This is a genomic window from Mycobacterium sp. SMC-15 (assembly GCF_045310925.1).
Lineage (GTDB): Bacteria > Actinomycetota > Actinomycetes > Mycobacteriales > Mycobacteriaceae > Mycobacterium.
Genome location: NZ_JBJIAJ010000006.1, coordinates 149,810 through 173,665, shown reverse-complemented (window position 1 = coordinate 173,665; position 23,856 = coordinate 149,810). Strand labels below are relative to the sequence as shown.

Annotated in this window: 29 protein-coding genes and 1 pseudogene; 15 read left to right on the top strand and 15 right to left on the bottom strand. The window is 67.1% G+C overall.

Annotated features, from left to right (window positions below):
* The first annotated feature begins 109 nt into the window (after nt 1-109).
* Nucleotides 110-757, top strand: coding sequence for a GtrA family protein (locus ACJH71_RS11270; protein ID WP_406758098.1), 648 nt, complete (start codon nt 110-112; stop codon nt 755-757).
* Here the strand turns inward: ACJH71_RS11270 and ACJH71_RS11265 are convergent.
* Nucleotides 721-1,278, bottom strand: a complete 558-nt coding sequence (locus ACJH71_RS11265; protein WP_406758097.1) for a PH domain-containing protein — start codon at nt 1,276-1,278, stop codon at nt 721-723. The genes ACJH71_RS11270 and ACJH71_RS11265 overlap by 37 nt on opposite strands.
* A gap of 8 nt (nt 1,279-1,286) precedes the next feature.
* On the bottom strand, nt 1,287-2,108 hold the full coding sequence (locus tag ACJH71_RS11260; RefSeq protein ID WP_406758096.1) for a biotin--[acetyl-CoA-carboxylase] ligase: 822 nt from the start codon (nt 2,106-2,108) through the stop codon (nt 1,287-1,289).
* A gap of 88 nt (nt 2,109-2,196) precedes the next feature.
* On the opposite strand from ACJH71_RS11260, the gene ACJH71_RS11255 reads away from it, so the two are divergent.
* The 9 genes and pseudogenes from ACJH71_RS11255 to ACJH71_RS11215 all read left to right on the top strand — a co-directional run bounded on the left by ACJH71_RS11255 (nt 2,197) and on the right by ACJH71_RS11215 (nt 10,987).
* Nucleotides 2,197-3,153 (top strand): alpha/beta hydrolase, encoded by a 957-nt coding sequence (locus tag ACJH71_RS11255; protein ID WP_406758196.1) that lies wholly within the window; start codon nt 2,197-2,199, stop codon nt 3,151-3,153.
* A 97-nt stretch (nt 3,154-3,250) separates the two neighbouring features.
* Nucleotides 3,251-4,618: pseudogene (locus ACJH71_RS11250) on the top strand (HNH endonuclease signature motif containing protein).
* 48 nt (nt 4,619-4,666) lie between these two features.
* Nucleotides 4,667-6,319 (top strand): acyl-CoA carboxylase subunit beta, encoded by a 1,653-nt coding sequence (locus ACJH71_RS11245; RefSeq protein WP_406758095.1) that lies wholly within the window; start codon nt 4,667-4,669, stop codon nt 6,317-6,319.
* Nucleotides 6,320-6,368: 49 nt separating this feature from the next.
* On the top strand, nt 6,369-6,629 hold the full coding sequence (locus ACJH71_RS11240) for an acyl-CoA carboxylase subunit epsilon (protein WP_406758094.1): 261 nt from the start codon (nt 6,369-6,371) through the stop codon (nt 6,627-6,629).
* Between the two features lie 18 nt (nt 6,630-6,647).
* A complete protein-coding gene (locus tag ACJH71_RS11235) occupies nt 6,648-7,289 on the top strand; it encodes a Maf family protein (protein ID WP_406758093.1) in 642 nt (213 codons plus the stop codon).
* Between the two features lie 81 nt (nt 7,290-7,370).
* A complete protein-coding gene (locus ACJH71_RS11230; protein ID WP_406758092.1) occupies nt 7,371-8,282 on the top strand; it encodes a sulfurtransferase in 912 nt (303 codons plus the stop codon).
* Nucleotides 8,282-8,698 (top strand): SufE family protein, encoded by a 417-nt coding sequence (locus tag ACJH71_RS11225; protein WP_406758091.1) that lies wholly within the window; start codon nt 8,282-8,284, stop codon nt 8,696-8,698. The genes ACJH71_RS11230 and ACJH71_RS11225 overlap by 1 nt, the downstream gene beginning before the upstream one ends.
* Nucleotides 8,699-8,789: 91 nt before the next feature.
* Nucleotides 8,790-10,586: an acetyl/propionyl/methylcrotonyl-CoA carboxylase subunit alpha gene (locus tag ACJH71_RS11220; RefSeq protein WP_406758090.1), complete on the top strand. Its 1,797-nt coding sequence runs from the start codon at nt 8,790-8,792 to the stop codon at nt 10,584-10,586.
* A gap of 5 nt (nt 10,587-10,591) precedes the next feature.
* The gene (locus ACJH71_RS11215) at nt 10,592-10,987 is read left to right on the top strand and encodes a hypothetical protein (RefSeq protein WP_406758195.1); all 396 of its coding nucleotides are present in this window, start codon (nt 10,592-10,594) and stop codon (nt 10,985-10,987) included.
* Here ACJH71_RS11215 and ACJH71_RS11210 read toward each other — a convergent pair.
* Both ACJH71_RS11210 and ACJH71_RS11205 read right to left on the bottom strand, forming a co-directional pair.
* Entirely contained in the window at nt 10,901-11,185 is a 285-nt protein-coding gene (locus tag ACJH71_RS11210; protein ID WP_406758089.1) for a hypothetical protein, read from the bottom strand. The genes ACJH71_RS11215 and ACJH71_RS11210 overlap by 87 nt on opposite strands.
* 94 nt (nt 11,186-11,279) lie before the next feature.
* The gene (locus tag ACJH71_RS11205) at nt 11,280-12,263 is read right to left on the bottom strand and encodes a TIGR03557 family F420-dependent LLM class oxidoreductase (RefSeq protein WP_406758088.1); all 984 of its coding nucleotides are present in this window, start codon (nt 12,261-12,263) and stop codon (nt 11,280-11,282) included.
* 77 nt (nt 12,264-12,340) lie between these two features.
* On the opposite strand from ACJH71_RS11205, the gene ACJH71_RS11200 reads away from it, so the two are divergent.
* Both ACJH71_RS11200 and ACJH71_RS11195 read left to right on the top strand, forming a co-directional pair.
* A complete protein-coding gene (locus tag ACJH71_RS11200; RefSeq protein ID WP_406758087.1) occupies nt 12,341-13,348 on the top strand; it encodes an iron-containing redox enzyme family protein in 1,008 nt (335 codons plus the stop codon).
* Nucleotides 13,349-13,541: 193 nt separating this feature from the next.
* Nucleotides 13,542-13,979: an STAS domain-containing protein gene (locus ACJH71_RS11195; protein ID WP_406758086.1), complete on the top strand. Its 438-nt coding sequence runs from the start codon at nt 13,542-13,544 to the stop codon at nt 13,977-13,979.
* Between the two features lie 9 nt (nt 13,980-13,988).
* Here ACJH71_RS11195 and ACJH71_RS11190 read toward each other — a convergent pair whose 3' ends face one another.
* Nucleotides 13,989-16,115 carry a catalase gene (locus ACJH71_RS11190; protein WP_406758085.1) on the bottom strand — a complete coding sequence of 709 codons (2,127 nt, stop codon included), beginning with the start codon at nt 16,113-16,115 and terminating at the stop codon, nt 13,989-13,991.
* Between the two features lie 100 nt (nt 16,116-16,215).
* Between ACJH71_RS11190 and ACJH71_RS11185 the strand changes: the two genes are divergently transcribed.
* Genes ACJH71_RS11185 through ACJH71_RS11175 form a run of 3 tightly spaced genes read left to right on the top strand, consistent with a single transcriptional unit; the run spans nt 16,216 to nt 18,456 of the window.
* On the top strand, nt 16,216-16,905 hold the full coding sequence (locus ACJH71_RS11185) for an HAD family hydrolase (RefSeq protein ID WP_406758084.1): 690 nt from the start codon (nt 16,216-16,218) through the stop codon (nt 16,903-16,905).
* Nucleotides 16,898-17,701 (top strand): BON domain-containing protein, encoded by an 804-nt coding sequence (locus tag ACJH71_RS11180; RefSeq protein ID WP_406758083.1) that lies wholly within the window; start codon nt 16,898-16,900, stop codon nt 17,699-17,701. Before ACJH71_RS11185 ends, ACJH71_RS11180 begins: the two co-directional genes overlap by 8 nt.
* Nucleotides 17,698-18,456 (top strand): metallophosphoesterase, encoded by a 759-nt coding sequence (locus tag ACJH71_RS11175; protein ID WP_406758082.1) that lies wholly within the window; start codon nt 17,698-17,700, stop codon nt 18,454-18,456. Before ACJH71_RS11180 ends, ACJH71_RS11175 begins: the two co-directional genes overlap by 4 nt.
* Here ACJH71_RS11175 and ACJH71_RS11170 read toward each other — a convergent pair.
* From ACJH71_RS11170 to ACJH71_RS11125, 10 genes are all read right to left on the bottom strand, one after another.
* Nucleotides 18,390-20,174 (bottom strand): complex I subunit 5 family protein, encoded by a 1,785-nt coding sequence (locus tag ACJH71_RS11170; protein ID WP_406758081.1) that lies wholly within the window; start codon nt 20,172-20,174, stop codon nt 18,390-18,392. The two genes, ACJH71_RS11175 and ACJH71_RS11170, sit on opposite strands and share 67 nt — an antisense overlap.
* Before the next feature lie 6 nt (nt 20,175-20,180).
* Nucleotides 20,181-20,525, bottom strand: a complete 345-nt coding sequence (locus ACJH71_RS11165) for a sodium:proton antiporter (RefSeq protein ID WP_406758080.1) — start codon at nt 20,523-20,525, stop codon at nt 20,181-20,183.
* Complete coding sequence (locus ACJH71_RS11160; protein WP_406758079.1) at nt 20,522-21,265, bottom strand: MnhB domain-containing protein; 744 nt, start codon at nt 21,263-21,265, stop codon at nt 20,522-20,524. The genes ACJH71_RS11165 and ACJH71_RS11160 overlap by 4 nt, the downstream gene beginning before the upstream one ends.
* Nucleotides 21,262-21,513: a Na(+)/H(+) antiporter subunit B gene (locus ACJH71_RS11155; protein WP_406758078.1), complete on the bottom strand. Its 252-nt coding sequence runs from the start codon at nt 21,511-21,513 to the stop codon at nt 21,262-21,264. The genes ACJH71_RS11160 and ACJH71_RS11155 overlap by 4 nt, the downstream gene beginning before the upstream one ends.
* Nucleotides 21,510-21,803 (bottom strand): monovalent cation/H(+) antiporter subunit G, encoded by a 294-nt coding sequence (locus tag ACJH71_RS11150; protein ID WP_406758077.1) that lies wholly within the window; start codon nt 21,801-21,803, stop codon nt 21,510-21,512. Before ACJH71_RS11150 ends, ACJH71_RS11155 begins: the two co-directional genes overlap by 4 nt.
* Nucleotides 21,800-22,054, bottom strand: coding sequence for a hypothetical protein (locus ACJH71_RS11145; RefSeq protein ID WP_406758076.1), 255 nt, complete (start codon nt 22,052-22,054; stop codon nt 21,800-21,802). Before ACJH71_RS11145 ends, ACJH71_RS11150 begins: the two co-directional genes overlap by 4 nt.
* Nucleotides 22,051-22,533, bottom strand: a complete 483-nt coding sequence (locus tag ACJH71_RS11140) for a hypothetical protein (protein ID WP_406758075.1) — start codon at nt 22,531-22,533, stop codon at nt 22,051-22,053. Before ACJH71_RS11140 ends, ACJH71_RS11145 begins: the two co-directional genes overlap by 4 nt.
* Nucleotides 22,517-22,930, bottom strand: a complete 414-nt coding sequence (locus tag ACJH71_RS11135) for a ChaB family protein (RefSeq protein WP_046282948.1) — start codon at nt 22,928-22,930, stop codon at nt 22,517-22,519. The genes ACJH71_RS11140 and ACJH71_RS11135 overlap by 17 nt, the downstream gene beginning before the upstream one ends.
* A gap of 211 nt (nt 22,931-23,141) precedes the next feature.
* On the bottom strand, nt 23,142-23,639 hold the full coding sequence (locus tag ACJH71_RS11130) for a universal stress protein (protein WP_406758074.1): 498 nt from the start codon (nt 23,637-23,639) through the stop codon (nt 23,142-23,144).
* Between the two features lie 40 nt (nt 23,640-23,679).
* A complete protein-coding gene (locus tag ACJH71_RS11125) occupies nt 23,680-23,850 on the bottom strand; it encodes a hypothetical protein (RefSeq protein ID WP_406758073.1) in 171 nt (56 codons plus the stop codon).
* Between the last annotated feature and the right edge of the window lie 6 nt (nt 23,851-23,856).

Genomic DNA, 23,856 nt, shown 5'->3' with positions numbered 1-23,856 from the left:
ACGGCCAATATCGTGTCACGCCGGTGCGCGGCGATCGCAAGTGCTGCGCAGCGAGGTCGTTACGCAGTCGTTAGGCGCGGAGGGGGCCGAGTCCGTACACTGGCAACTTGTGTCTTTTACCGACGCCACGATCGCCCGCCTGCCGCGGGTGATCCGTCCGCTGGCCGAACGCCATCATGAGCTGATCAAGTTCGCCATCGTCGGCGCGACCACATTCCTCATCGACTCGGCGCTGTTCTACACCCTCAAGCTGACCATCCTGTCGCCCAAGCCCGTCACGGCCAAGGTCATCTCGGGGATCGTCGCGGTGATCGCCTCCTACATCCTCAACCGGGAGTGGAGCTTCAAGGATCGGGGCGGCCGGGAGCGTCACCACGAGGCGCTGCTGTTCTTCGGGGTCAGTGGCGTCGGCGTGGTGTTGTCCATGGCGCCGTTGTGGTTCTCCAGCTACGTACTTGGGCTGCGGGCGCCCATGGTGTCGTTGACCGTCGAGAACCTGTCGGACTTCGTCTCGGCTTACATCATCGGCAACCTGCTGCAGATGGCGTTCCGGTTCTGGGCGTTCCGCCGCTGGGTCTTTCCGGATGAGTTCGCTCGCAGCACCGACGCCGTGCTGGACGCGACGATCGAGACCGGCGCGCTCGCCGAGGCGATCGAGGATTCACTGGAGGGCGGCCCCGATACCGGCGTCGTGACGCTTTTCCGGCGTCCGGCCCGTCATCAACCGCCGGCGGACGGCCTGTCGAAGACGTCCTGACCGGGGCCGCCGAAGTCCTTCCGGTCGGAGCCGTCGAAGACTTCCCGGTAGAGAAGCGTATGAACCTGCTCCACCCGCGGGATGTCGTAGAACTCCAACGGTTCCTGTGAAGCCGACTCGATGATCAGCGTCCCGGTTCGCAAGATCCGGTCAATGAACCCATGGACGAACTCCACACTGTTGATCCGCGCCAGAGCGATATCGATGCCCCTGCGGGTCAGCAATCCGTGCCGGAACATCACGCGCCGGTCGGTGACGACGAAATGCGTCGTCAGCCAACTCAGGAACGGCCAGAGCGTGAGCCAGCCGACCACTACCAGCCAGATCGCCCAGATCACCCCGAAGACGACGTTCTTGGCGACCGGATCCCAAGTCCGCGGGTTGACGAACCCGGCGGCGAACGCGGCGAGGGCGGTGGCCAGAAACAGCGCCAGTACCGGCAGGATCAGACGTTTGACGTGGGGGTGGCGATGCAACACCACCTGTTCGTCCTCGGCCAGCACGTTCTCCGGGTAACCCACGGCCGGCCCTAACCGCTGCCCGTATTCGGGCGCAGCCGGGTGACGTCGCCTGCCGACACCGTGACGGTGCCATTCCCGGTGTTGATCACCAGGCGGCCGGCGTCATCGATGGCCTCGGCGAGCCCCTCCACTCGTTGGTCGCCGGGGATGTCGGCGCGCACCTGGGCTCCCAGCGTGCAGCTGTGCCGCCGATAGTCCGACACCAGGGCGTCGTCCGCCCCACCGGCCGCGCGCCAGGCCGCGACCCGAGCCGCGAGGTGGCGAAGAACCTTGTCGGCAAGGGCATTTCGATCAAGCACCGAGGACCCGAGCATGGCCAACGAGACCGCTACGGGATCCGGAGCCTCCTCGGCGGTCATCGTCACGTTGAGCCCGAGCCCCACCACGATCAGCTGCTTCGGGGCGGCTACCTCGGCGAGGATGCCGGCCAGCTTGCCGTCGCCGGCGATAACGTCGTTGGGCCACTTCAGGCCCACCTGCAGGCCCGAGGCTTCGGCGATCGCATCGGCGACTGCGACCCCGGTCGCCAGCGTCAGCCAGCCCCAACCCGATGTCGGCACCGTCGCGGCGGCGACTCCCACCGACAGCGCGAGCTGGCTGCGCGCCGGGGCACTCCAGTGTCGACCGTGACGCCCACGGCCGGCCGTCTGATTTTCAGCCAGCAGTACGGCGCCGTCGATGTCCTCCCCCGCTGCGGCGCGGGCCAACAGATCGGCATTGGTGGAACCGGTGTCGTCGACGACATCCACGGTGCGCCATGGCCCGCTCGAACCGGCCAGCCCATCTCGCAGAGCGGTCACATCCAGCGGCGGCCGTGGCACAAGACTCATTGCGCCAGCTTACTCAACCGGCGCTGCAGCCACGCCGGTTGAGACGCCCGACGCGCGGGTAATCGGACAGGTGGAGGAGGTGATCGACGTGGTCACCAGGGGATTGACGAGGCGAATTCACCGCCGGCACAGCGCACAATCAGTTGCGGTGGGGCTGGCCAGCCGGTTCGTGGTGAAGAACCTGGTGCGCGCGTGGGCAGTCCGACCGGATCTGGCCTGGCCGCTCGCATCGGTCGACCGCATGGCCGGCTTGGTGCCGCACCGGCACACCGCACACGCCGAGCGCTTCCGCTTGGGTTGCTGTGTCGCCGAACGGGTTCAGGCCGCAGACGTCTCGACGCAACGGGCCATTCTCTATCTGCACGGCGGCGCGTTCCTGACCTGCGGGCTCAACACCCACCGCTCACTGGTGACTCGATTGTCCCGAGCTGCCGACGCCAGCGTTCTCAACATCGACTATCGGATGTTGCCTGCGCACCGGATCGCCGACGCGATCGAGGACGGCCTGAGCGGATTGCGCTGGCTGCTTCGCCATGGCTACGACCCGGAGCAGATCGTGATCGCGGGCGATTCCGCCGGCGGATACCTGGCTTTCATGACCGCCCTGACATCGGCGCAGTTGAATCTGGTGAAACCTGCTGGGATAGTGACAGTTTCACCGTTCACGGACGCAAACCCCACCGCCAAGCTCCAGCACCCCAACGCCCGCCGATGTGCGATGTTCCCCTGCGAGGCACTGCTGGCGTTCACCCGATACCTACTCCGCGCCCGGGCGGCGTCGCCGATCGACGCCGACCTGTCGTTGCTGCCCCCTATCGCCATCCACGCAAGTACTGACGAGCTGCTGCTGCCCGACGCCGAGACCATGGCGCAACGCCTGGATGCCGCCGGGGTCCGCTGCGATCTGCATCTGTGGGAGGGCCAGGTGCACGACTTCCCCTTGGCGGCCGACGTGCTGCCCGAGGCGCGGCGGGCGATCCGCTACATCGGCGAGTTCGTCAAGGAAGTCACCGCGCCCACTAAGCCCGGTACCGCAGCCGCCTGACTTCGCCCGGTTTGTCACTGCATTCACTTGTGTCACAATCATTTTGGTGATGGACGAGTTTCCGCGCCTTGTCGGACCCCGCAGCTACTGTTAGCACATGCGTTCGGATAGTCGCGAGGAGGTCGTCGCAGTCTTCGACGCCCTGTCGACTGACCTGGATCGGGCGCTGGATCTGGACTTCGACGCCCTGACTCCGCGGGAATGCCTGGCACTGTTGCGGCGCTGCGAGGTGCTGCGGCGGCGGCTTCCGGCGGTGGAACATCCGATGGTCAACGCACTGGCCGCCACCGACCCCACCGAACTGGGCGGCAAGCCTCGCTGGGTGCTGGCCGACGAGTTGCACCTGACCCGGGGTGAGGCGGGACGGCGTATCGCTGAGGCTGCCGAACTTGGTGCCCGCCGCAGTCTGACCGGCGAACCGTTGGAACCCGTTTTGCCGAGCGTGGCCGCCGCCCAACGTTCGGGGAAGATCGGGGCCGCTCATATCGCGGTGATCCGTTCCTTTTTCACCTATCTGCCCGCCGATGTCGACGCGGGCACTTGATCCCAGGCCGAAGCGCAGCTGTCCGGCCTGGCCACCGGGTGTCGCCCCGACGAGCTGGCCAAACTGGCCCAACGCCTCGCCGACTACCTGCATCCCGACGGCAACTACACCGAGGACCAGCGCGCCAAACGCCGAGGTGTGGTGCTCGGCCCGCAAGACCGCGACGGGATGACATCCATCAAGGGCCATCTCGATCCCCAAGCCCGCGCCACCCTCGACGCTGTACTCGCGCGATGGGCCGCCCCAGGCATGTGCAACCCCAACGACGAGATCCCCTGCACCGCCGGCACCCCTTCCCAAGCCGCGATCGACACCGACACCCGCAGCGCTGCCCAACGCAACCACGACGCCCTGACCGCCATGGGCCGCGCCCTACTCGCCTCGGGAAACCTCGGTCAGCACAACGGCTTACCGGCCACCATCATCGTCTCGGCCACCCTGGCCGACCTGGAAACCGGCACCGGCAAAGCCCACACCGGCGGCGGCACCTGGCTCCCCATGTCGGATGTGATCGCCATGGCGTCGCATGCGCACCACTACCTGCGGATCTACCACGGCGCCCAAGAACTCGCCCTGTTCCACACCAAACGCCTGGCCTCACCGGCCCAACGCATCGTGCTCTACGCCAAAGAACGCGGCTGCTCCCACCCCAACTGCCCGGTGTCCGGCTACCACTGCGAAGTCCATCACGACCACGACTACGCCGAAACAGGTCGTACGGACATCACCGACCTGACCCTGCGCTGCGGCCCCCACCACCAACTCATCACCACCGGCGGCTGGAAAACTCGCAAGCGCCACGACGGCACCACCCAAACCCTGGCGCCGCCACACTGAGACCACGGCCAACCCCGAACCAACCACTACCACCACCCCGAGCGGCTACTGCGGGAAAACGAAGACGACGACGACATTCCCTAACCGGTCCGGTCGGGCGGTCCGATCGCCCACACTTTAAGATCGTTTCTTATGACCAGTGTTACTGAGCACTCCGGCGAGGCCCACGTAGAGGCGCAAGCCGAGCACGTCGTCGACATCCACACCACCGCGGGCAAGCTCGCCGACCTCAAGCGTCGGACCGAGGAGACCCTGCACCCGGTCGGTGAGGCCGCGGTCGAGAAGGTGCATGCCAAGGGCAAGCTGACCGCTCGTGAGCGGGTCTACGCACTGCTCGACGAGGGTTCGTTCGTGGAGCTCGACGCGCTGGCCAAGCACCGCAGCACCAACTTCGGCCTGGCCGACAAGCGTCCGCTCGGCGACGGTGTGGTGACCGGCTACGGCACCATCGACGGCCGCGAGGTCTGCATCTTCAGCCAGGACGCCACGGTGTTCGGCGGCAGCCTCGGCGAGGTCTACGGCGAGAAGATCGTCAAGGTCCAGGAGCTGGCCATGAAGACCGGCCGGCCACTGATCGGGATCAACGACGGCGCCGGCGCCCGCATCCAGGAGGGTGTGGTCTCGCTGGGCCTCTACAGCAAGATCTTCCACAACAACATCCGGGCCTCGGGCGTGATCCCGCAGATCTCGCTGATCATGGGCGCGGCCGCCGGTGGTCACGTGTACTCCCCCGCCCTGACCGATTTCATCGTGATGGTCGACCAGACCAGCCAGATGTTCATCACCGGCCCGGACGTGATCAAGACCGTCACCGGTGAGGACGTCACGCAGGAAGAGCTGGGCGGCGCCCACACCCATATGGGCAAGTCGGGTACCGCGCACTACGTCGCCTCCGGCGAGCAGGACGCGTTCGAGTATGTCCGGGACCTGCTGAGCTACCTGCCCCCGAACAACTACGCCGACCCGCCGCACTTCCCGGTGCCGGCGCCCGAAGGTGCCATCGAGGACAACCTCACCGCCGAGGACATCGAGCTCGACACGCTGATCCCGGACTCGCCGAACCAGCCGTATGACATGCACGAGGTCATCACCCGGATCCTCGACGACGACGAGTTCCTGGAGGTCCAGTCCGGTTACGCGCAGAACATCATCGTCGGCTTCGGCCGTATCGAGGGGCGCACGGTCGGCATTGTGGCCAACCAGCCCACCCAGTTCGCCGGCTGCCTGGACATCAACGCCTCGGAGAAGGCCGCCCGGTTCATCCGGACCTGCGACTGCTTCAACATCCCGATCGTGCTGCTGGTCGACGTGCCCGGCTTCCTGCCCGGTACCGAGCAGGAGTACAACGGCATCATCCGGCGCGGCGCCAAGCTGCTCTACGCCTACGGTGAGGCCACCGTCGCCAAGATCACCGTCATCACCCGCAAGGCCTACGGCGGCGCGTACTGCGTGATGGGGTCCAAGGAGATGGGCGCCGACGTCAACGTGGCCTGGCCGACGGCCCAGATCGCGGTGATGGGCGCCTCGGGCGCGGTCGGGTTCGTCTACCGCCAGCAGCTCACCGAGGCCTCGAAGAACGGCGACGACGTCGACGCGCTGCGTCTCCAACTGCAGCAGGAGTACGAGGACACGCTGGTAAATCCCTACGTCGCCGCCGAGCGGGGCTACGTCGACGCGGTGATCCCGCCGTCGCACACCCGCGGTTACATCGCGGCGTCGCTGCGGCTGCTGGAACGCAAGATCGTCCAGCCGCTGCCCAAGAAGCACGGAAATATTCCCCTGTGATCGACGCGAGCAGTACAGCTCCGGTGAGCCACGAGAGCGGAGTGAGCTTGTGAGCGAAGAGAACGAAGCGACCACGGCCGTCGAAGAGACTGCTGCGACGGCCGAACCGCACATCAAGGTGCTGCGGGGCAACCCCACCGACGCGGAGATCGCGGCGTTGGTCGCGGTGCTCGGCACGGCAGGCGGCGCGGGTGCCGAAGCCGGTGCGCGGGACCGCAATCTGTGGGGCCACCCCGTCGACAAGCTGCGGATTCCGGTGTTCAGCTGGCAGCTGATCACGCTGCGGGAACGCACCCACATGCGCCGATGACCCGACGGTGACGAACTTTTGACGAGGCTGGTCCTCGGCTCGGCATCCGCAGGCCGGCTGGCCGTCCTGCGCGGCGCAGGGATCGACCCGCTGGTGGTGGTATCCGGTGTCGACGAGGACGCCGTGATGGCCGGCCTGCCCGCCACTGCTTCCCCGGATGACGTGACCGGCGCCCTGGCTGCCGCAAAGGCTGAGCAGGTCGCGTCCACTCTGCGACCTCCGGTGAGTACCGATTGCGTTGTGTTCGGCTGTGATTCGATGCTCTACATCGACGGCAAGCTGTGCGGCAAGCCGCCGACGGTCGATGAGGCCCGCGACCGCTGGCGTGGCATGGCCGGCAATTCCGGCCAGCTCCACACCGGCCACAGCCTGATCCGGTTGCGCAACAACGAGATCACTCATCAGTTCACCGAAACCGCTGTCACCACAGTGCGTTTCGGCCGCCCTGATGACGACGACCTGGAGGCCTACCTGGCCAGCGGCGAGCCACTGCGGGTCGCCGGCGGATTCACTCTGGATGGCCTGGGCGGCTGGTTCGTCGACGGCGTCGACGGTGATCCCTCCAGCGTCATCGGCATCAGCCTGCCGATGCTTCGCCGGCTGCTGCGCCCGGCCGGGCTCTCGGTCGCTGCCCTGTGGGCGGCCAACCCCGTCGCCTGACCAGGTCACGCCCACCTGACGTCGCAGAGATTTCCGGGCAAGAAAGTGGCACAGCGGTTACCGACCGGTAGGCTCGGGATCGTGCCAGTTCCTGCCGACCCCAGCCCCGCCCTGCAGTCCTACGCTCACCCGGAACGGTTGGTGACAGCCGACTGGCTCGCGGGCAATCTGGGCACGCCCGGCCTCGTCGTGGTGGAGTCCGACGAGGACGTCTTGCTCTACGACATCGGCCACATCCCCACCGCGGTCAAGATCGACTGGGTCACCGATCTCAACGATTCCCCGGTCCGCGACTACATCACCGGTGAGCAGTTCGCCGACCTGATGAACCGCAAGGGCATCTCCCGCGACGACACCGTGGTGATCTACGGCGACAAGTCCAACTGGTGGGCCGCCTACGCGCTGTGGGTGTTCACCCTGTTCGGCCACGAGGACGTGCGGCTGCTCGACGGCGGACGCGACCTGTGGGTTTCCTCGGGCCGCGAGACCACTCTGGACGTGCCGTCGAGGACCACCGCCGGTTACCCCGTCGTCAAACGCAACGACGCCCCCATTCGGGCCTACAAGGACGACGTGCTGGCCAACATCGGCCAGGTGCCGCTGATCGACGTCCGCTCGCCGCAGGAGTACACCGGCGAACGCACCCACATGCCGGAATACCCGGAGGAGGGCGTGCTGCGCGGTGGCCACATCCCCACCGCGGTGTCGATCCCATGGAGCAAGGCGGCCGACGACGCCGGCCGGTTCCGCAAGCGCGAGGAGCTCGAGGCGCTCTACGCCTTCCTCAAGCCCGACGACAAGCCGATCGCCTACTGCCGCATCGGGGAACGCTCCAGCCACACCTGGTTCGTTCTGACCCACCTGCTCGGCCTCGCCGATGTCCGCAACTACGACGGTTCCTGGACCGAGTGGGGCAACACCGTGCGCGTGCCGATCGTCGACGGCCCCGAACCCGGACAGCTGCGAGGAGCCCAGGAGGGTTCAGCCAGCTGATGAGCCTGCCGGAGGGATTGGCGCAGGTGGTGTCCGACTTCGCCGAAGTCGAAGGCCAGGACAAGCTCAAGCTGCTGATCGAGTTCGCCGACGAACTGCCCGACCTGCCCGATGAACTGACCGAATCCGCCATGGAACCGGTACCGGAGTGCCAGTCGCCGTTGTTCCTGCATGTCGATGCCGCCGACCCGCAGCGGGTACGGCTGTACTTCAGCGCGCCGGTAGAGGCGCCGACGACGCGCGGCTTCGCATCGATCTGGGCCGCCGGCCTCGACGGCCAGCCGGCCGACGTCATCCTGGGCGTGCCGGAGGATTTCGCGTCTCGGCTGGGGCTGGCCGCCCTGATCAGCCCGTTGCGCCTGCGGGGTATGTCGGCCATGTTGACCCGCATCAAGCGGCATTTACGCGCCGCATAAGGGGCACTGGAACAGGTTCAGCGGTCGCGCTTTACACTGCCTGAAGCTAGATTCTTAAAGACATTTCTTAAACATGCCATCAGGAGGGCCAGTGGCGAACCATGCCAGCTCGAAGATCTCCAAGGTGCTCGTCGCCAACCGCGGGGAGATCGCAGTCCGGGTGATCCGCGCCGCGCGCGACGCCGGATTGGCCAGCGTGGCCGTGTACGCCGAACCCGATGCCGACGCACCCCACGTCCGGCTTGCCGATGAGGCGTTCGCCCTGGGTGGGCAGACCTCGGCCGAGTCGTACCTGGTGTTCGAGAAGATCCTCGACGCCGCGGCCCAGTCCGGCGCCAACGCCATCCACCCCGGCTACGGCTTCCTCTCGGAGAACGCCGACTTCGCTCAGGCCGTCATCGACGCCGGGCTGATCTGGATCGGGCCGAGCCCGCAGTCGATTCGCGACCTCGGCGACAAGGTCACCGCACGCCACATCGCCGCCCGCGCCAAGGCTCCGCTGGTTCCCGGCACCCCGGACCCGGTCAAGGATGCCGACGAGGTGGTGGCCTTCGCCAAGGAGTTCGGCGTGCCGGTGGCGATCAAGGCCGCGTTCGGTGGCGGCGGTCGCGGCATGAAGGTGGCGCGCACCCTCGAGGAGATTCCCGAGCTGTTCGAGTCGGCCACCCGTGAGGCGATTGCGGCCTTCGGTCGCGGCGAGTGCTTCGTGGAGCGCTACCTGGACAAGCCGCGCCACGTCGAGGCCCAGGTCATCGCCGACCAGCACGGCAATGTCGTCGTCGCGGGAACCCGCGACTGCTCGCTGCAGCGCCGCTTCCAGAAGCTGGTCGAGGAGGCCCCCGCGCCGTTCCTGACCGACGCACAGCGCAAGGAGATCCACGAGTCCGCCAAGCGGATCTGCAAGGAGGCCGGCTACTACGGCGCCGGGACCGTGGAGTACCTGGTCGGCCAGGACGGCTTGATCAGCTTCCTGGAGGTCAACACCCGACTGCAGGTGGAACACCCGGTCACCGAGGAGACCTCGGGCATCGACCTGGTGCGTGAGCAGTTCCGGATCGCCAACGGCGAGACGCTCGACCTCACCGAGGACCCCGAGCCGCGCGGCCACTCGATCGAGTTCCGCATCAACGGCGAGGACGCCGGTCGCGGCTTCCTGCCCGCCCCCGGCCCGGTCACCCGCTTCGACCCGCCGACCGGCCCGGGCATCCGGATGGACTCCGGCGTGGAGACCGGTTCGGTGATCGGCGGACAGTTCGACTCGATGCTGGCCAAGCTGATCGTCACCGGCGCGACCCGCACCGAAGCCCTGGAGCGCGCCCGGCGCGCCCTGGACGAGTTCCACGTCGAGGGTCTGGCCACGGTCATCCCGTTCGACCGTGTGGTGGTCCGCGACCCGGCGTTCGTCGGCGACGAGAACGGCTTCACGGTTCACACCCGCTGGATCGAGACCGAGTTCGAGAACAACATCGAGCCCTTCACCGGCGGTGAGCCCCTCGACGACGAGGACGTGCAGCCGCGGCAGAAGGTGGTCGTCGAGGTCGGCGGCCGTCGCCTGGAGGTGTCGCTGCCGGGTGACCTGGCGCTGGGCGGCGGCGGAGCCGGCGGCGCCGCTGGAGCCATCCGGAAGAAGCCCAAGGCCCGCAAGCGTGGCGCGCACGGCGGCGCGGCAGCGTCCGGTGACGCAGTGACCGCACCGATGCAGGGCACCGTGGTGAAGGTGGCCGTCGAGGAGGGCCAGGAGGTCGCCGCCGGTGACCTGGTCGTCGTCCTGGAGGCCATGAAGATGGAGAACCCGGTCACCGCGCACAAGGACGGTGTCATCACCGGCCTGTCGGCGGAGGCCGGATCGGCCATCACGCAGGGCACCGTGCTCTGCGAGATCAAGTAACCGACATCGAGCCTGTCGAGATCAACGCCGGCCCGTGGTATCTGCGGATACCACGGGCCGACGATCGTATAGACGACCGTGTGCCCCTAGCCGAACTCGGTGAGACGGATCCGGATTACGTCGCGAAGGCGGAATCAGGCTGGGCCGACGACTCGCGCTACCTGTGGGCGGTCTGCGAGCCGACGACGGGGGAACTGTTGGCCGAGGTGACGCTGAATCCCACCTCGGGTGAGATCGCCAGCCGGCACCGGCCAAGTCATGCGCAGGCCGCGATGACCGGGGCACAGGCGGTGTCCCGGTTCGCTGCGGGCGCGTTAGGTCTGACGCCGGTGATGACCGGCGTGGGTGGTGCGGTTTCGCCCGATGAAGACCCAGGCCAAACCGCCGATCGCCAACGCTAGGACCGCGATCCCGAAGCCCAGCGTCCACCCGGCATCGTGCTGGGCGGCGGCGCTCATGAAGCCCACCAATGCCAGCGCCGCCATCAGCAGCATGGCCAATCCCGGCAACTCCCGGCGGTCCTTGAACACCAGTCCGGCCCGCGGCTGGGTCGTACGCCTCTGATCGATTCCCTCATCGGTGTCGCTGATGTCGCTCATGAGGCCCCTTGTACCCTCGGCGCTTGCACCCGAAACCCGCTGCGCTGATGGCGGCCACCTGCTACGCCCGGCTCCGCCGCGCTCGCAGTGGCCTTTAAGGTGCGTCGCGCAGTGCCGCCAGCAGCGGCTCTGCGGCCTCCTTGAGGAAGGCCTCCTGGGCCTCCCCGCCGATCTGGATCAGCGCGATGTCGGTGAAACCGGCGTCCCGGTAGGCGCCGACGGCGTCGACAATGGGATCCAGTTCCGGCCCGCAGGGTATGGCCCCGGCGACGTCGCGCGGCTGCACGTAGCGGGTCGCGGCCGCGAACGCCGCCGGTGTCGGCAGCTCGGAATTGACCGACCAGCCGCCGCCGAACCAGCGGAACTGCCGGTGGGCGCGCTGTATTGCCTGATCCCGGTCGAGATCCCAGCACACCGGTAGCTGCCCGATGATTCGCCCGCCCGCCAATCCGGCCGTCTGTCGTGCGGCGTGCCAGGAGTGGACCAGATCACGGTCGGGCTGCACTGCGATCAGGTGATCGGCCGCTGCGGCGAATCGGTCGACACCTTTGGGCCCCGACATGGCCACGGCCAACGCGACCGGGATGTCCGGCAGGTCCCACAGCCGCGCCTGGTCGACTTGGAAATAGTCGCCGTGGTGGTCGACGGTCTCCCCCATCAGCAGCTCGCGGATGATCTTGATGGCTTCGGCGAGCATGGCCTGCCTGCGCGCTACGTTCGGCCACCCCGCTCCCGTCACGATGTGCTCGTTGAGGTTCTCCCCGCTGCCCAGACCCAGGGTGAACCGGCCCTCGGCCAAGATCTGCACGGTGGCAGCCTGCTGGGCCACGATCGCCGGGTGATAGCGCATCGTCGGACAGGTCACGTAGCTGTACAGGCCTATGTCTTGTGTGGCCTGCGCGACCGCGCCCAGCAGCGCCCACGCGTTGGGGGCGTGGCCCTGCGACGCCAGCCACGGAGAGAAATGATCGCTGCACACCGCGAAGTCGAAACCGCGTTCCTCGGCGGCGGCGGCGTAGCCGACCAGCTCCGCGGGCCCGCTCTGTTCGGTCATCAGGGTGTAGCCGAAGCGTGTCATGCTGCCCGAATACCCAACGGCCGACCACCGAAACGGGGGCCCGTTTGGCGCAGTCCAGGTGGCGGGTATCCGCAAGCGTGTCCACCGCAACGATCCACACCGAACGCCGCCTACCCGCCACGTGCGGGCCGTTGTCTGCGGCGGTGTGCGACCTCTTGCGCCGGCCCGCCGGCACAGTCCAGAAGTTCATCTCCCCGAGCACCGATGCCGACCCCTACGGCCGCGACCTTCACTTGGCGCTCTACGTCTGCTACGAGCTGCATTACCGCGGGTTCGCCGGGGTGGACCCGGGCTGGGAGTGGGACGCCACCCTGTTGGACCTGCGTGCCCAGCTCGAACACGCGTTTCTCGATGCCGTCCGCCGAGACGTCGGGGTGATACCGCCCCACGCGACGGCCAATGCCGAAATGGATGCCGCGGCAACCGAGCCCATGCAGGGCAGCGGGCCCTCGTGGTATCTGCGTGATCAGGGCACCTGGGAGCAGGCACGCGAGTACTTCGTCCACCGGTCGCTCTACCACCTCAAGGAGGGCGATCCGCACGCTTGGATCATCCCCCGCCTGACCGGCCAGGCCAAGGCGTCGTTCGTCGCGATCGAGTTCGACGAGTTCGGCGCCGGGCGGGGTGCGCGGGTACACCAGCAGCTCTTCGCCGACCTGCTCACCGCTGCCGGGCTGGATGCCGGTTACCTCGCCTACCTCGATGTTGTTCCCGCCGAGTCGCTGGCGGTGGTGAACCTGATGTCGCTGTTCGGGTTGCATCGCCGCTGGCGGGGTGCGGCCGCCGGGCACTTCGCGGCGACCGAGATCACCTCACCTCCGGGCTCGAGCCGGCTGGTCGCGGCGCTGCGGCGGATGGGTGCGCCGCAGCCGTGCGTGGCGTTCTACGCCGAGCACGTCGAGGCCGATGCGGTCCACGAACAGGTGGTCCGCAATGACGTGATCGGCGACCTGTTGGAAGGCAATCCGCATTTGGAGACGGATGTCGTATTCGGTATCCGAGCTCTCGCCGCTGTGGAAAGTCGGCTCGCCGACCTCATGACGTCGGCCTGGTCAGCGGGACGTTCGTCCCTGCTCACAACGTGAAAATTAAGGTTTCACTGGGATTTTCCCGAAATTGTCGGGCACCTCTTTGCCAATCGGATCGGTTCTGGGTAACGTCTGATTCCTCCGGTTGAGTTCACAGCCGCAGTGAAACGTCACCGCGTAAGCGCAGCCCCGGAAGTGATTACGTTGACGTGATCCAACAGCACGATTCGTCGACTGATGGAGCCACAGCATGACGATCAGCAAGGTTACTCAGAACGCATTCGCCACTCCCGCAACGGAAGCCACCCAAGTTTGGCGGAATCATACCGCCAAATTCACGGTCCATTGGGGTCGCACCGGAGCCGTCGTCGCCGTGAACGGCGAGATCGACGCGGCGAATGCCAGCCCATTCGCCGACTACGCCAAGCGCTGCGCCGAATGCTGCGAATGGCTGGTAGTGGATCTGTCTGAACTGACATTCATTGGAACCAACGGGTTTTCAGCCCTTCGGTCGATCAGCGCGCAATGTTCCAGCACGCAGACCAACTTGAAGGTGGTCCCGAGTCCCGCACTGTGCACCTTGCTGCGGATCTGCGACCCACACTCGCGACTTCCGCTGGTGGAGTCCCTGACGGACGCGTTGAGCGAAGTGCAGCGGTCCGGGCGGCCGCTTCGCCTGGTTCCTTGATCTAGCGATCTAGGCAGGAACCGCGTCGGCCGAGCGGCTCCAGACGCGGTGTTCGGCGAGTGCCGCGGCGAACGCGTCGAAGAACTCGTCGTTCAGGTCCTTCGCCGCGGCCGTGGTGGTCACTACCCCGGCCGTGGCGACCACCGTGGTGTCCTCGGCCGGCTGCTCGGAGATGCCGGCCTTGGGCAGCAGCTCCACCCCCGCCCCGAATGCCCCGATCACCTTGAGGTGTTTGTAGGCCTCCGTCACGAAGTGCACCGCATATCCGTCGCCGGACAGCGCCTCCACGGCGTCTGGCCCACACGGCACCACCACCGCGTCGTAGAGCACCGATGCCATCGTCGTGAAGGCCCGGTCCACACTCAGCCGGCCACCGGAGCCACCGGCGAGTTCGCCGCCGGCGACCGGCGCCAGCACTTCGGCGATCGCCCCGCGTTCCCGCATCGCCCCGACGAACCGTTCGACGCCCACCACGTCCACGCCGTCGGCGGCCAGCACCGCGATCTTGCGGCTTTCGATGCCGGGCGCCTCCTCACCCGCGGGGGTACCGGCATCGGTCAGCTGCGAGAGCGCAGGTGAGCGCACCACCTCCTCGACGGGCTGCTCGTCGGGTGTGGCCAGCCCCAGTTTCTCGGCCACGTGGCGCGCCAGGTCGTGGTCGATGCGGTTGAGCTGTTCGACGGCGCGCTGCCGGATCTCAACGTGTTCGCATTTCCCCAGTTCAAAGGCGTAAGCGGCGACGATGTGCTTCGCCTCGGGGGCGGACATGCTTCGATAGAACATCCGCGCCTGGCTGTAGTGGTTCTCGAAACTGGCGGCGCGCTTGCGGATCTTGGCCCCGTCCAGCTTCTCGGTGTAGTGCCGGAACACGCCCTCGTCAGCCAAGGCTGGGCAGCCACCACCCAACGAGTTCTTGTAGTAGCTGGACTTGCCCTGCGGAATCGCGTGTTGGCCGTAACCGTCGTGCTGGTTATTGCGCACCTGGGCCACCGGCCGATTGATCGGCAGCTGAGCAAAGTTCGGGCCGCCGAGCCGGATCAATTGCGTGTCCAGGTAGGAGAAGTTGCGGAACTGCAGCAACGGGTCGTTGGTGAAGTCGATTCCGGGCACGACGTTGGCCGTGCAGAACGCCACCTGCTCGGTTTCGGCGAAGAAGTTCTCCGGGTTGCGATTGAGCACCATCTTGCCGACCGGGCGCACCGGAACCTGTTCTTCGGGAATGATTTTGGTGGCGTCCAGCAGGTCGAAATCGAATGCGAACTCGTCGTCTTCTGCCACCAGCTGGACACCGAGTTCCCATTCCGGGAATTGGCCGGCCTCGATGGCGTCCCACAGATCGCGCCGGTTGAAGTCGGGGTCCTTGCCGGCGATCTTCTGGCATTCGTCCCAGATCAGCGAGTGCACGCCCAGCTTCGGCTTCCAGTGGAACTTCACGAACGTTCCCTCGCCGCTTGCATTCACGAAGCGGAATGTGTGCACGCCGAAGCCCTGCATCATCCGGTAGCTGCGCGGCAGGGCGCGATCCGACATCAGCCACATAATGGCGTGCAGGGTCTCCGGCTGCAGTGACACGAAGTCCCACAGCGTGTCGTGAGCCGACTGTGCCTGCGGAATCTCGTTGTCCGGCTCGGGTTTCACCGCATGCACGAAGTCCGGGAACTTGATGCCGTCCTGGATGAAGAACACCGGAAAGTTGTTGCCCACCAGATCGTAGTTGCCCTGATCGGTGTAGAACTTGGTGGCGAATCCGCGCACGTCACGCACGGTGTCGGCCGAACCGCGCGAGCCGGCCACGGTGGAGAACCGCACGAACACCGGCGTCCTGGTGCCCGGCGTGGTCAGAAAGCGTGCCGCGGTGTACTGCGCAAGCGAGTCGTCATAGGGCTCGAAGTAGCCGTAGGCGCCCGCCCCGCGGGCATGCACCACGCGTTCGGGAATCCGCTCGTGATCGAAGTGGGTGATCTTCTCCCGGGCGTGGAAGTCCTCCAGCAGGGTGGGCCCACGCTCACCGACAGTCAGTGCGTCGTCGGTGTGGTCGACGCGCACGCCCTGCTGCGTCGTGAGGTATCCGGACTGCCGGTCGACCCGGTAATCGTCGAGTTGTCGCTGCTTGCCGTCACGGTCCTCGGTAGCCACCGCTTTTCCTCTCGTCGGTATTTGGGAAGTCCCTGGGTGGGTATCCCAGCCAGGTCATCCGCAAACGGCCAGAACCATTCGCGAACGGGAGGGGAAGAGCGTGAGCGCCCAATCGGCTGTGTTGTTCGACGTCGACGGCACCCTGGTCGATTCGAACTACCTGCACGTGCACGCCTGGCGGCGTGCGTTCGCCGAGCTAGACCACGAGGTGGAGTCGTGGCGCATCCACCGCGCCATCGGAATGGACGGATCGGAGTTGGTGCGCCTGCTGTCCGACGACGCACCCGACGATGTCCGCCGGCGCCTGGAGGACCTGCACTCGCAGTACTATCTGCAGTCATCGGACTTGCTGTCGCCGCTACCGGGCGCCCGCAAGCTGTTGGAACACGTAGTCGCTCTTGATCTTCCGGTGGTGCTGGCCACCTCGGCACCCGAGAACGAGTTGGCGGTTCTGCGCAAGGTGCTCGGTTGCGACGACCTGGTCGCGGCGGTCACCTCTTCGGCCGATGTCGACGTCGCGAAGCCGAATCCGGACATCATCTCCATTGCGCTGGACCGGGTCGGAGCAACGGCGGAGCGCGCCGTCTTCGTGGGTGACGCGGTCTGGGATGCCCAGGCGTGCGTGCGGGCCGGGCTGCCCTGTATCGGACTGCTCAGCGGCGGCGTCTCGCGCGCCGAATTGGAAACGGCCGGTGCGACGGTAGTTTTCGACAACGCCGAGGATCTGCTGGGGCACCTGGATCAAACGCCGATCGCCGGCCTGGCCAAGGGGCGGGGCGCCCATGGATGAATCCGCTTTCCTGGCCACCCTGACCCGGACAGTCGGCGCACTGCATCGCGCCGACGTGCCCTTCGCCCTGGCCGGCGGCGCGGCGGTATATGCCCGCGGCGGTCCGCACTCCCACCACGACATCGACCTGCTGGTCGAGCCGTCCGAAGCCGAGCGGGCGGCGATAGTGCTCGCCGAGGCCGGCATGTCACGTGTCCAGCCGCCGGAAGACTGGCTGCTCAAGGTCTTCGACGGTGACGTGCTAGTGGACCTGATCCATCACCTCGGCGAGATCCCGATCAGCGCCGACACCATCTCCAGCGCTCCGCCGATCCAAGTCGGTTCGGTGATCACGCGGGTCATCACCGCTACCGATCTGATGGTGCAGAAGCTTGCGGTGCTGGATTGTCACCGTTGTGATTTCGCCGAGCTGCTCATCGTCGCGCGGATTCTGCGCGAGCAGGTGGAGTGGCCACAGGTGCGCCGCCGGCTGCGAAATTCCCCGTTCGCCGAGGCCTTCTGGCACTTGCTGTGTGGGCTGTCCATCGTCGACGACGACCACACCGAGCAGCCGCAGCCGCCCGCCCATCTGGTCGCCGTCATACGCCGCAGGCTCGCCGAAGACCCCGAGATTTCAGAGCTGGGGATCGGGATCGAGATCGACGACGAGTCGGTGTGTCTCACCGGGTCGGTCAACGGCCCGCAACGCCGAGCGAGGATCGAATCGGCTGTGCGGCGCATCGTCGCTCCGCGCACCGTGATCAACGAGATCGAAGTGGTGCAACTGTTCGAACCCGCAGAGCAGGTGACCGGGTGATTCGGGTTGCGGCCGTCGGTGACATTCATCTGGGCGAGGATTCGCGCGGCACGATGCGCTGGCACGATATCGATGCCCGCGCCGACATGCTGGTGGTCGCCGGCGACCTGACCCGGCACGGGACCGCCGCCGAGGGCCAGGTGGTCGCCGATGAGCTCAGCGACTGCCCGGTACCGGTGGTGTGCGTGCTCGGCAACCACGACTACCACCAGAATCAGCAGCACGAGATCACCGCGGCACTGCGCAATGCCGGGATCGCCGTGCTGGAAGGCGAGACCCACACCGTCGACGTGCGACAGCAGCGGGTCGGCGTCGCCGGCGTGAAGGGATTCGGCGGCGGCTTCGCCGGCAGATGCGCGACGGCCTTCGGCGAACCGGAGATGAAGGCTTTCGTCGGCGCCACTCAAACGGCATCCGACCAGCTGCGTGATGGCCTGCGCGCGCTGCGCACGGACTATCGGATCGCGCTGCTGCACTACTCCCCCGTCGCCGACACGCTGTACGGCGAACCGCCGGAGATCTATCCGTTTCTGGGCTCGTGCCTGCTGGCCGAGGCTATCGACGACGCCGGAGCCGACCTGGCTGTGCACGGCCACGCCCACGCCGGAACCGAACAGGGCCGCACCGCCGGTGGCGTCGCGGTACGCAATGTGGCTCGGCCGCTGATCCGCGCGCCCTACGCCGTGTATCAAGTCAGCGGTAATCCGATAGCGGCAGCCAGTACGGCCAGCGCCGCGAACATCCACGCGACGTAGTCCCCGATGTGCCCCGAATGCACGGCACGCAGTGTGCTGAGCAGTGGCGCGGCGGCAGCGGTGGCCATCCGATGTGCCACCGGATTCCAGCGGACCAGTCCGGCGGCCGCCACCAATGCCGCCGTCAGGGCGCCGCCGGCACTCATGGCGGCCCCGGCCACCGTCCAGCCCGGCACAGTTGCGGCGGACGCTGCGCCGACTTCGACGAAACGTGCTGCGGCGCTCTGCGCCCCGCGCGCGACCCCGGGCAGTAGGCCGGCGGCCAGGCAACCGGCCAGCAGCATCCCGATCGCCAGGTACATGCTGGCCGGTGTTCGCCGCAGCCAGGTGTCGGGTTCCTCGTCGCCTCGGGTCCGGCGCCCGGAGGCCACGTCGTCGGACGGCTCGGTTCGTCCGCCGACACCGGTGAAACAACGGATGCCGGCCCGCAGCACGGCACCACCGGTGAGTGCTGAAACAGCTAAGAACAGCGCCGCTCCCCACCCGCTGCCGATCGCCTCCTCGCACAGGGACTTGCCGAGCGCGGTCCCGAACGGCGGAAGGCCGGCCAGGGCGACGGCCGCGATGCCAAAGCAGGCGGCCAGCATCCGCTGGCCCCGGCCGCGTCCCGCCAACTCCCATTCGTCGACGCTGTGGTGGCGGTCCAGCAGAATCCCCACGATCAGGAACAGTGCCGACTTCGCCCCGGCGTGGCCGATCAGGTAGACCGCTGCGCCGGCTACCCCGTGAGCGGTCAGTGTCGCGGTGGCCACCAGCGCCAACCCCATGTGACCGACGGTGGAGTAGGCCAGCAGCCGCTTGAGGTGGCGCTGCAACAGGCACATCACCGCGCCGACCGCCGCGGTCAGCACTCCTGCCAGCACGAAGACTCGGCTGACTACCTGCGGGGGCAGCACACCCGCGAACACCTCCCAATACACCCGCCACAGCCCATAGAGACCCAGCTCCACCATGACTCCGGAGAACAAGACGCACACACCGGCCGGCGCGACCGCATGCGCGTCGGCCAGCCAGAAGTGCAGCGGGACAATGGCGGCCTTGACCAGAAGTGCCGCCGACACCAATACAAAGGCGGCCACCACCAGGGCGTCAGGCGGGCCGCCCCGTAGGGCCGCCCCGAGCTGGGCCATGCCCAACTGGCCGACGCGCCCATAGAGCATGGTGATGCCGATCAGGGTCACGCACGCACTGAGCGACTGAATGATCCCGAAGTTGAGCGCCCCCTGGATCGCCGAGCGATCCTCGATCTTGATGCCGGTCAACGCGTAACCGACCGCACCCATCAGCTCGAAGAACACGAACAGGTTGAACAGGTCGGCGGCCAACACGAAGCCGTTCATCGCCGCCAGGAAGATCAACAGCAGCACGTCGAAGCGCGTGCCAGCCTCATCGAGGCCGCGGCGGCTGTACAACGCCGCGCACACGGTCAGGGAGCCGACCAGCACCGCCAATCCCGCCGAGAGTGGATCCGCGGCCAGGGCAATACCGACCGCCAAGCCGGACTGCGGGCGCCAGTCACCGATCCAGGCCACCACCGTGTGGCTCGACGCCGCAGCCAGCACACAGCCGCTGCCCGCGGTGCAGGCCGCCGATACGGCCAGCACCACCGCATTGGCCACCGGCCGAGAGACCCGCCCGCTCAGCGCCAACAGCAGGCATGCCATGAGGATCGGCACCGCGACCAGCGTCGGCAACAGAGCGGAGGTGCTGGCCGGCACGGCGATTCAGCCTCGCAGTGCCGAGAGCTGATCCGGGTCCAGGGTGTGGTGGCGCTTGTGGACTTGGATGGCCAACGCCAGAAGCAATGCGGTGACGGTGGCCTGAATGACGATGTCGGTAAGAGTCATCGCCTGCACCACGGGGTCGACCACAGCAGTCGGGCCGGGAGAATCGACAAAGATCGGTGGCGCCGCGCCACGCTGGTAGCCGACGGTCAACAGCAACAGGTAGGTGCCCGCCTGCGCCACCGACAGGCACACCACTGCGTGAATCAGGTTGCGGCTACGTACGATTCCGAACGATCCGACCAATACCAGCCAACCCGCCACGCCATAGAGGTAGCCGCTCACGATTTCTCCCGTCGCGGCGCGACAGTGATCTCCTGAGCCAGGAACTGTGCGAGCAACACGGTTATGCCGCATGCCACCGCGATACCGACCGCCGCATTGAGCAGCGGTACCGTCCCTGCCGACAGCAACTGGCCCCGAGTGCCGGTCGGCAACGTGTTGAGTAGGAACGCTCCGCCGGTGATCAAGGCGACGAGGCCGATGGCGACGAATGCCGCTGCGCCCAGCGCCTCGCCCACGTCGAAGACGTTGACCGGACGCAATCGATCCAGCGCCCGGAAGCTTCCGGTGACGTAGAGCAGGTGCAGACCGGCGGCCAGCAGTACCCCACCCTGGAAACCCCCACCGGGGGTCAGATGTCCGTGCACCACCACATCGACTCCCACCGCCAGGGTCACCGGAAACAGTAGATATCCGACGAACTGGGTGGCGTCCAGGGCCGTTCGGCGACCGCGGTTGTGATATTCACGCTCCTCGACAGCAGGCCGCAGCAGGGCCATCACCCCGGTCACCGAGGCGACCAGGATGGTCTCCTCGACAAGCGTGTCCAGGGCGCGCTGGTCGAAATTCACCGACGCCACCACGTTGGCGGTGGCGTGCGAGAACGCGGCCCGCACCGCCAGATCCCGATACGGGTGATGCGCCTGACCGAACGCGGGAAGCCCGGCGAATCCCAGCCACAGCAGCACGCCAAGTCCGGCCGCGCCGGCGAGGAACAGCGCCGCGCGCACGCCGCGGCTCACCGGCCGATCTCCCGGTGTTGACGCTGCACCGTCCGGACGGTCAGCATCACCATCAAGGGCACGACCACCCCGCCGATCAGCAACTGGGACAACGCCACGTCGGGCGCCTGCAGGAGCACGAACAACACCGTCAGCGCCAGGCCGAAAACCGACAGCATGATCGCCTGGCGCTGTGGGTCGCCGGTCAGCGCGACGATGGCTCCGGTGATACCGACCGTTGTGAGCGAGACCAGGATCAGTGCGGTCATGGCGGCGAATCGGCTTCCACCACACCGGCTTCGTGGGCGGTCAGCCGAGCGGTGGCCGCCGACATCACCGGCGCGGACAACAACACCAGCGCGGCGATGAGCACAACCATCGCCGACGCTTCGGAGATGCCGCGTTGCACTATCAGGCCCAGCGCCATCAGCGGGAAGCCGACGGACGTGGTCACGCTCAGCAGGTGCAGCCGGTCCAACACACCTCCGACCGCCGCGGCCCCAACCGCGCTGCACGCCATGACTGATACGCCACCGAAGATCAACAGCCAGGCGATCATGGCTTGCTCGTCAGCAGCCGGGTGTAAACCAGGGTTCCGGGAAGCGTGATCAGCACCAACACCAGTGGAACGATCAGGGTCCAGTCCTGGTGCCACGAGACGGCCAGCACCATCAAGGTGGATACGGCGCCGACACCGGCGAATTCCAGGCCGACCAAGCGCCGCCGGGGCGAACCGCGTGACGCCATCCACATTCCCGGCGCGAACACCCCGGCCTGCAGCGCCAGCGCAGCCGCCTCTCCCGGGCTCACCGCCGCACCGCCTTCTCCAACCTGCCGGGACGTTGCCCGACCCGGTGTACCCGCACCGCGTGCCCGGCCGCGTCGAGCACCACGGTGCCGGGGGTGGTGGCCAACGCCATGGTTGCGGCGGTACTGCGGGCGGCAGCCACCGCTGCCGGCTCCCGGGGCAACGTCACCGAGTCGACCGCCGATTGGGCACGCCGTGACGGAATCAGGAGGTAAGCCCACACCTTGGCGGGTTGCGTCAGCAACTCACCGGCGACCACCGCCGCCCAGCGCAGCCATACCAGCCGAAAGCGCCACTCACCGCCGTTGGCCCGCCGCGCCGCACGGGCAACCGCGGCACACGGCAGCGTGCACAGTGCCCCGGCAAGCATCTCGGGGGTGGACCGCCCAGTCAGCGTCACCACCCACACCGCGCCGGTGGCCAGCCACCACAACAGTGTTTCGGCGAGAGCTCCCGTGAGCCGGCTATTTACCGCGGACACGGCGATTGTGCTTCTTGATCGCCGTGACCAGTTCGGATTTCCGCATCGTCGATCGTCCGTGAATGTCCAGTCGGCGGGCGACATCCAGCAGATGCTGCTTGCTGGCGTTGGCATCGACGCCCTCCGCGGAGGGTCCGGAGTTGTTCGGACCTCCGCCAGCCGCGCGCTTATCCGACGGGCCGCGCTTCTTTTTGGGCTCCCAATGGTCCCCGACCTTCTCGAAACTGTGCTTGAGCGCCGCATAAGCGACCCGGTGCGCCCGCTGCTCGCTGCCGTATTCCTTGGCGGCAGCATCGTGCGCTTTGGCGAAGGTGCGTTGCGCCTTGGCGCCGGAGCGCTGCAGCGTGCTGGGCAACTCGCCGCGTTTGGCGGTGCCGCTCTTCGTCGTCTTGGGCATGAGACCTCCAATCAGCGACTGTGATCGGGGTTGGTTACCCCCTGAAACGGCTCAGCAACCATTTCGAAAGAGGCCACGATTCGTCGGCACGCCGATCGGGCAAACCCGACAAGTGTGTGCGCCGAATGATTCCGTCAATTGGACACCGGCCATGCCCAATTCATCTCGGTGTGCCACCCGCTGCCGGCAGCCCCGGCCTGAGCGGTGCCGGTCACCAACCCGTCGGGTCGGCCTGTACCGCAGCGTCCGAGGGCGCCGCTAGGTCGTCATCGTGCAAAACGGCCAGTGGGCAGTGACAGCGCGGCGACAGCGCCGAGCCGACCGAGCCGAAGAACAGATGCCGCAACCGTCGCCGGCTGCTCGATCCGACGACGACCAGATCGGCTTGTCGCGACAATTCTTCGAGCGCGTCAACCGGGTCCGCGAACTCCACCTTGGTGTTCAGCTGCGCGGGCGCGCCGTCTGAGGCGCTGTCGGTCGCGACTCCGACGGCGTCATCGACGATCCGTTGCACACGACGGTGCGGCAGTTCATGTTGACCGAACACCATCCAGCGGGCCATCAGAGGTGACAGCCGGGTTGACGCCGCATGGACCAGAGTCAGTGGTAGTGCGCGGCGTTCAGCTTCCTGGGCGCCCCAGCGCACAGCGTCCTGCGACGCCGGCGACCCGTCGACGCCGACTACGATTCCTGCGGTATTCGAAGCCATAATGGGCGCAGGTTAGCCATTGCACCTTCGGGTCAAACCTCTACGTGTCGTCGCTTCTGGCTTCGGCGCCGGTTTCGCCGGCATCGAAGGCATCATCGGGACTTGTCCGCCCCACATAGCTGCCGTCTTCACCCTTGCCGGCACGCGACCACGCCTGGTGGGCGTCGGGTTCGACGTCTGCCTCGGCCTTCTGGCCTTTCTTTCCAGCCATTGCCGG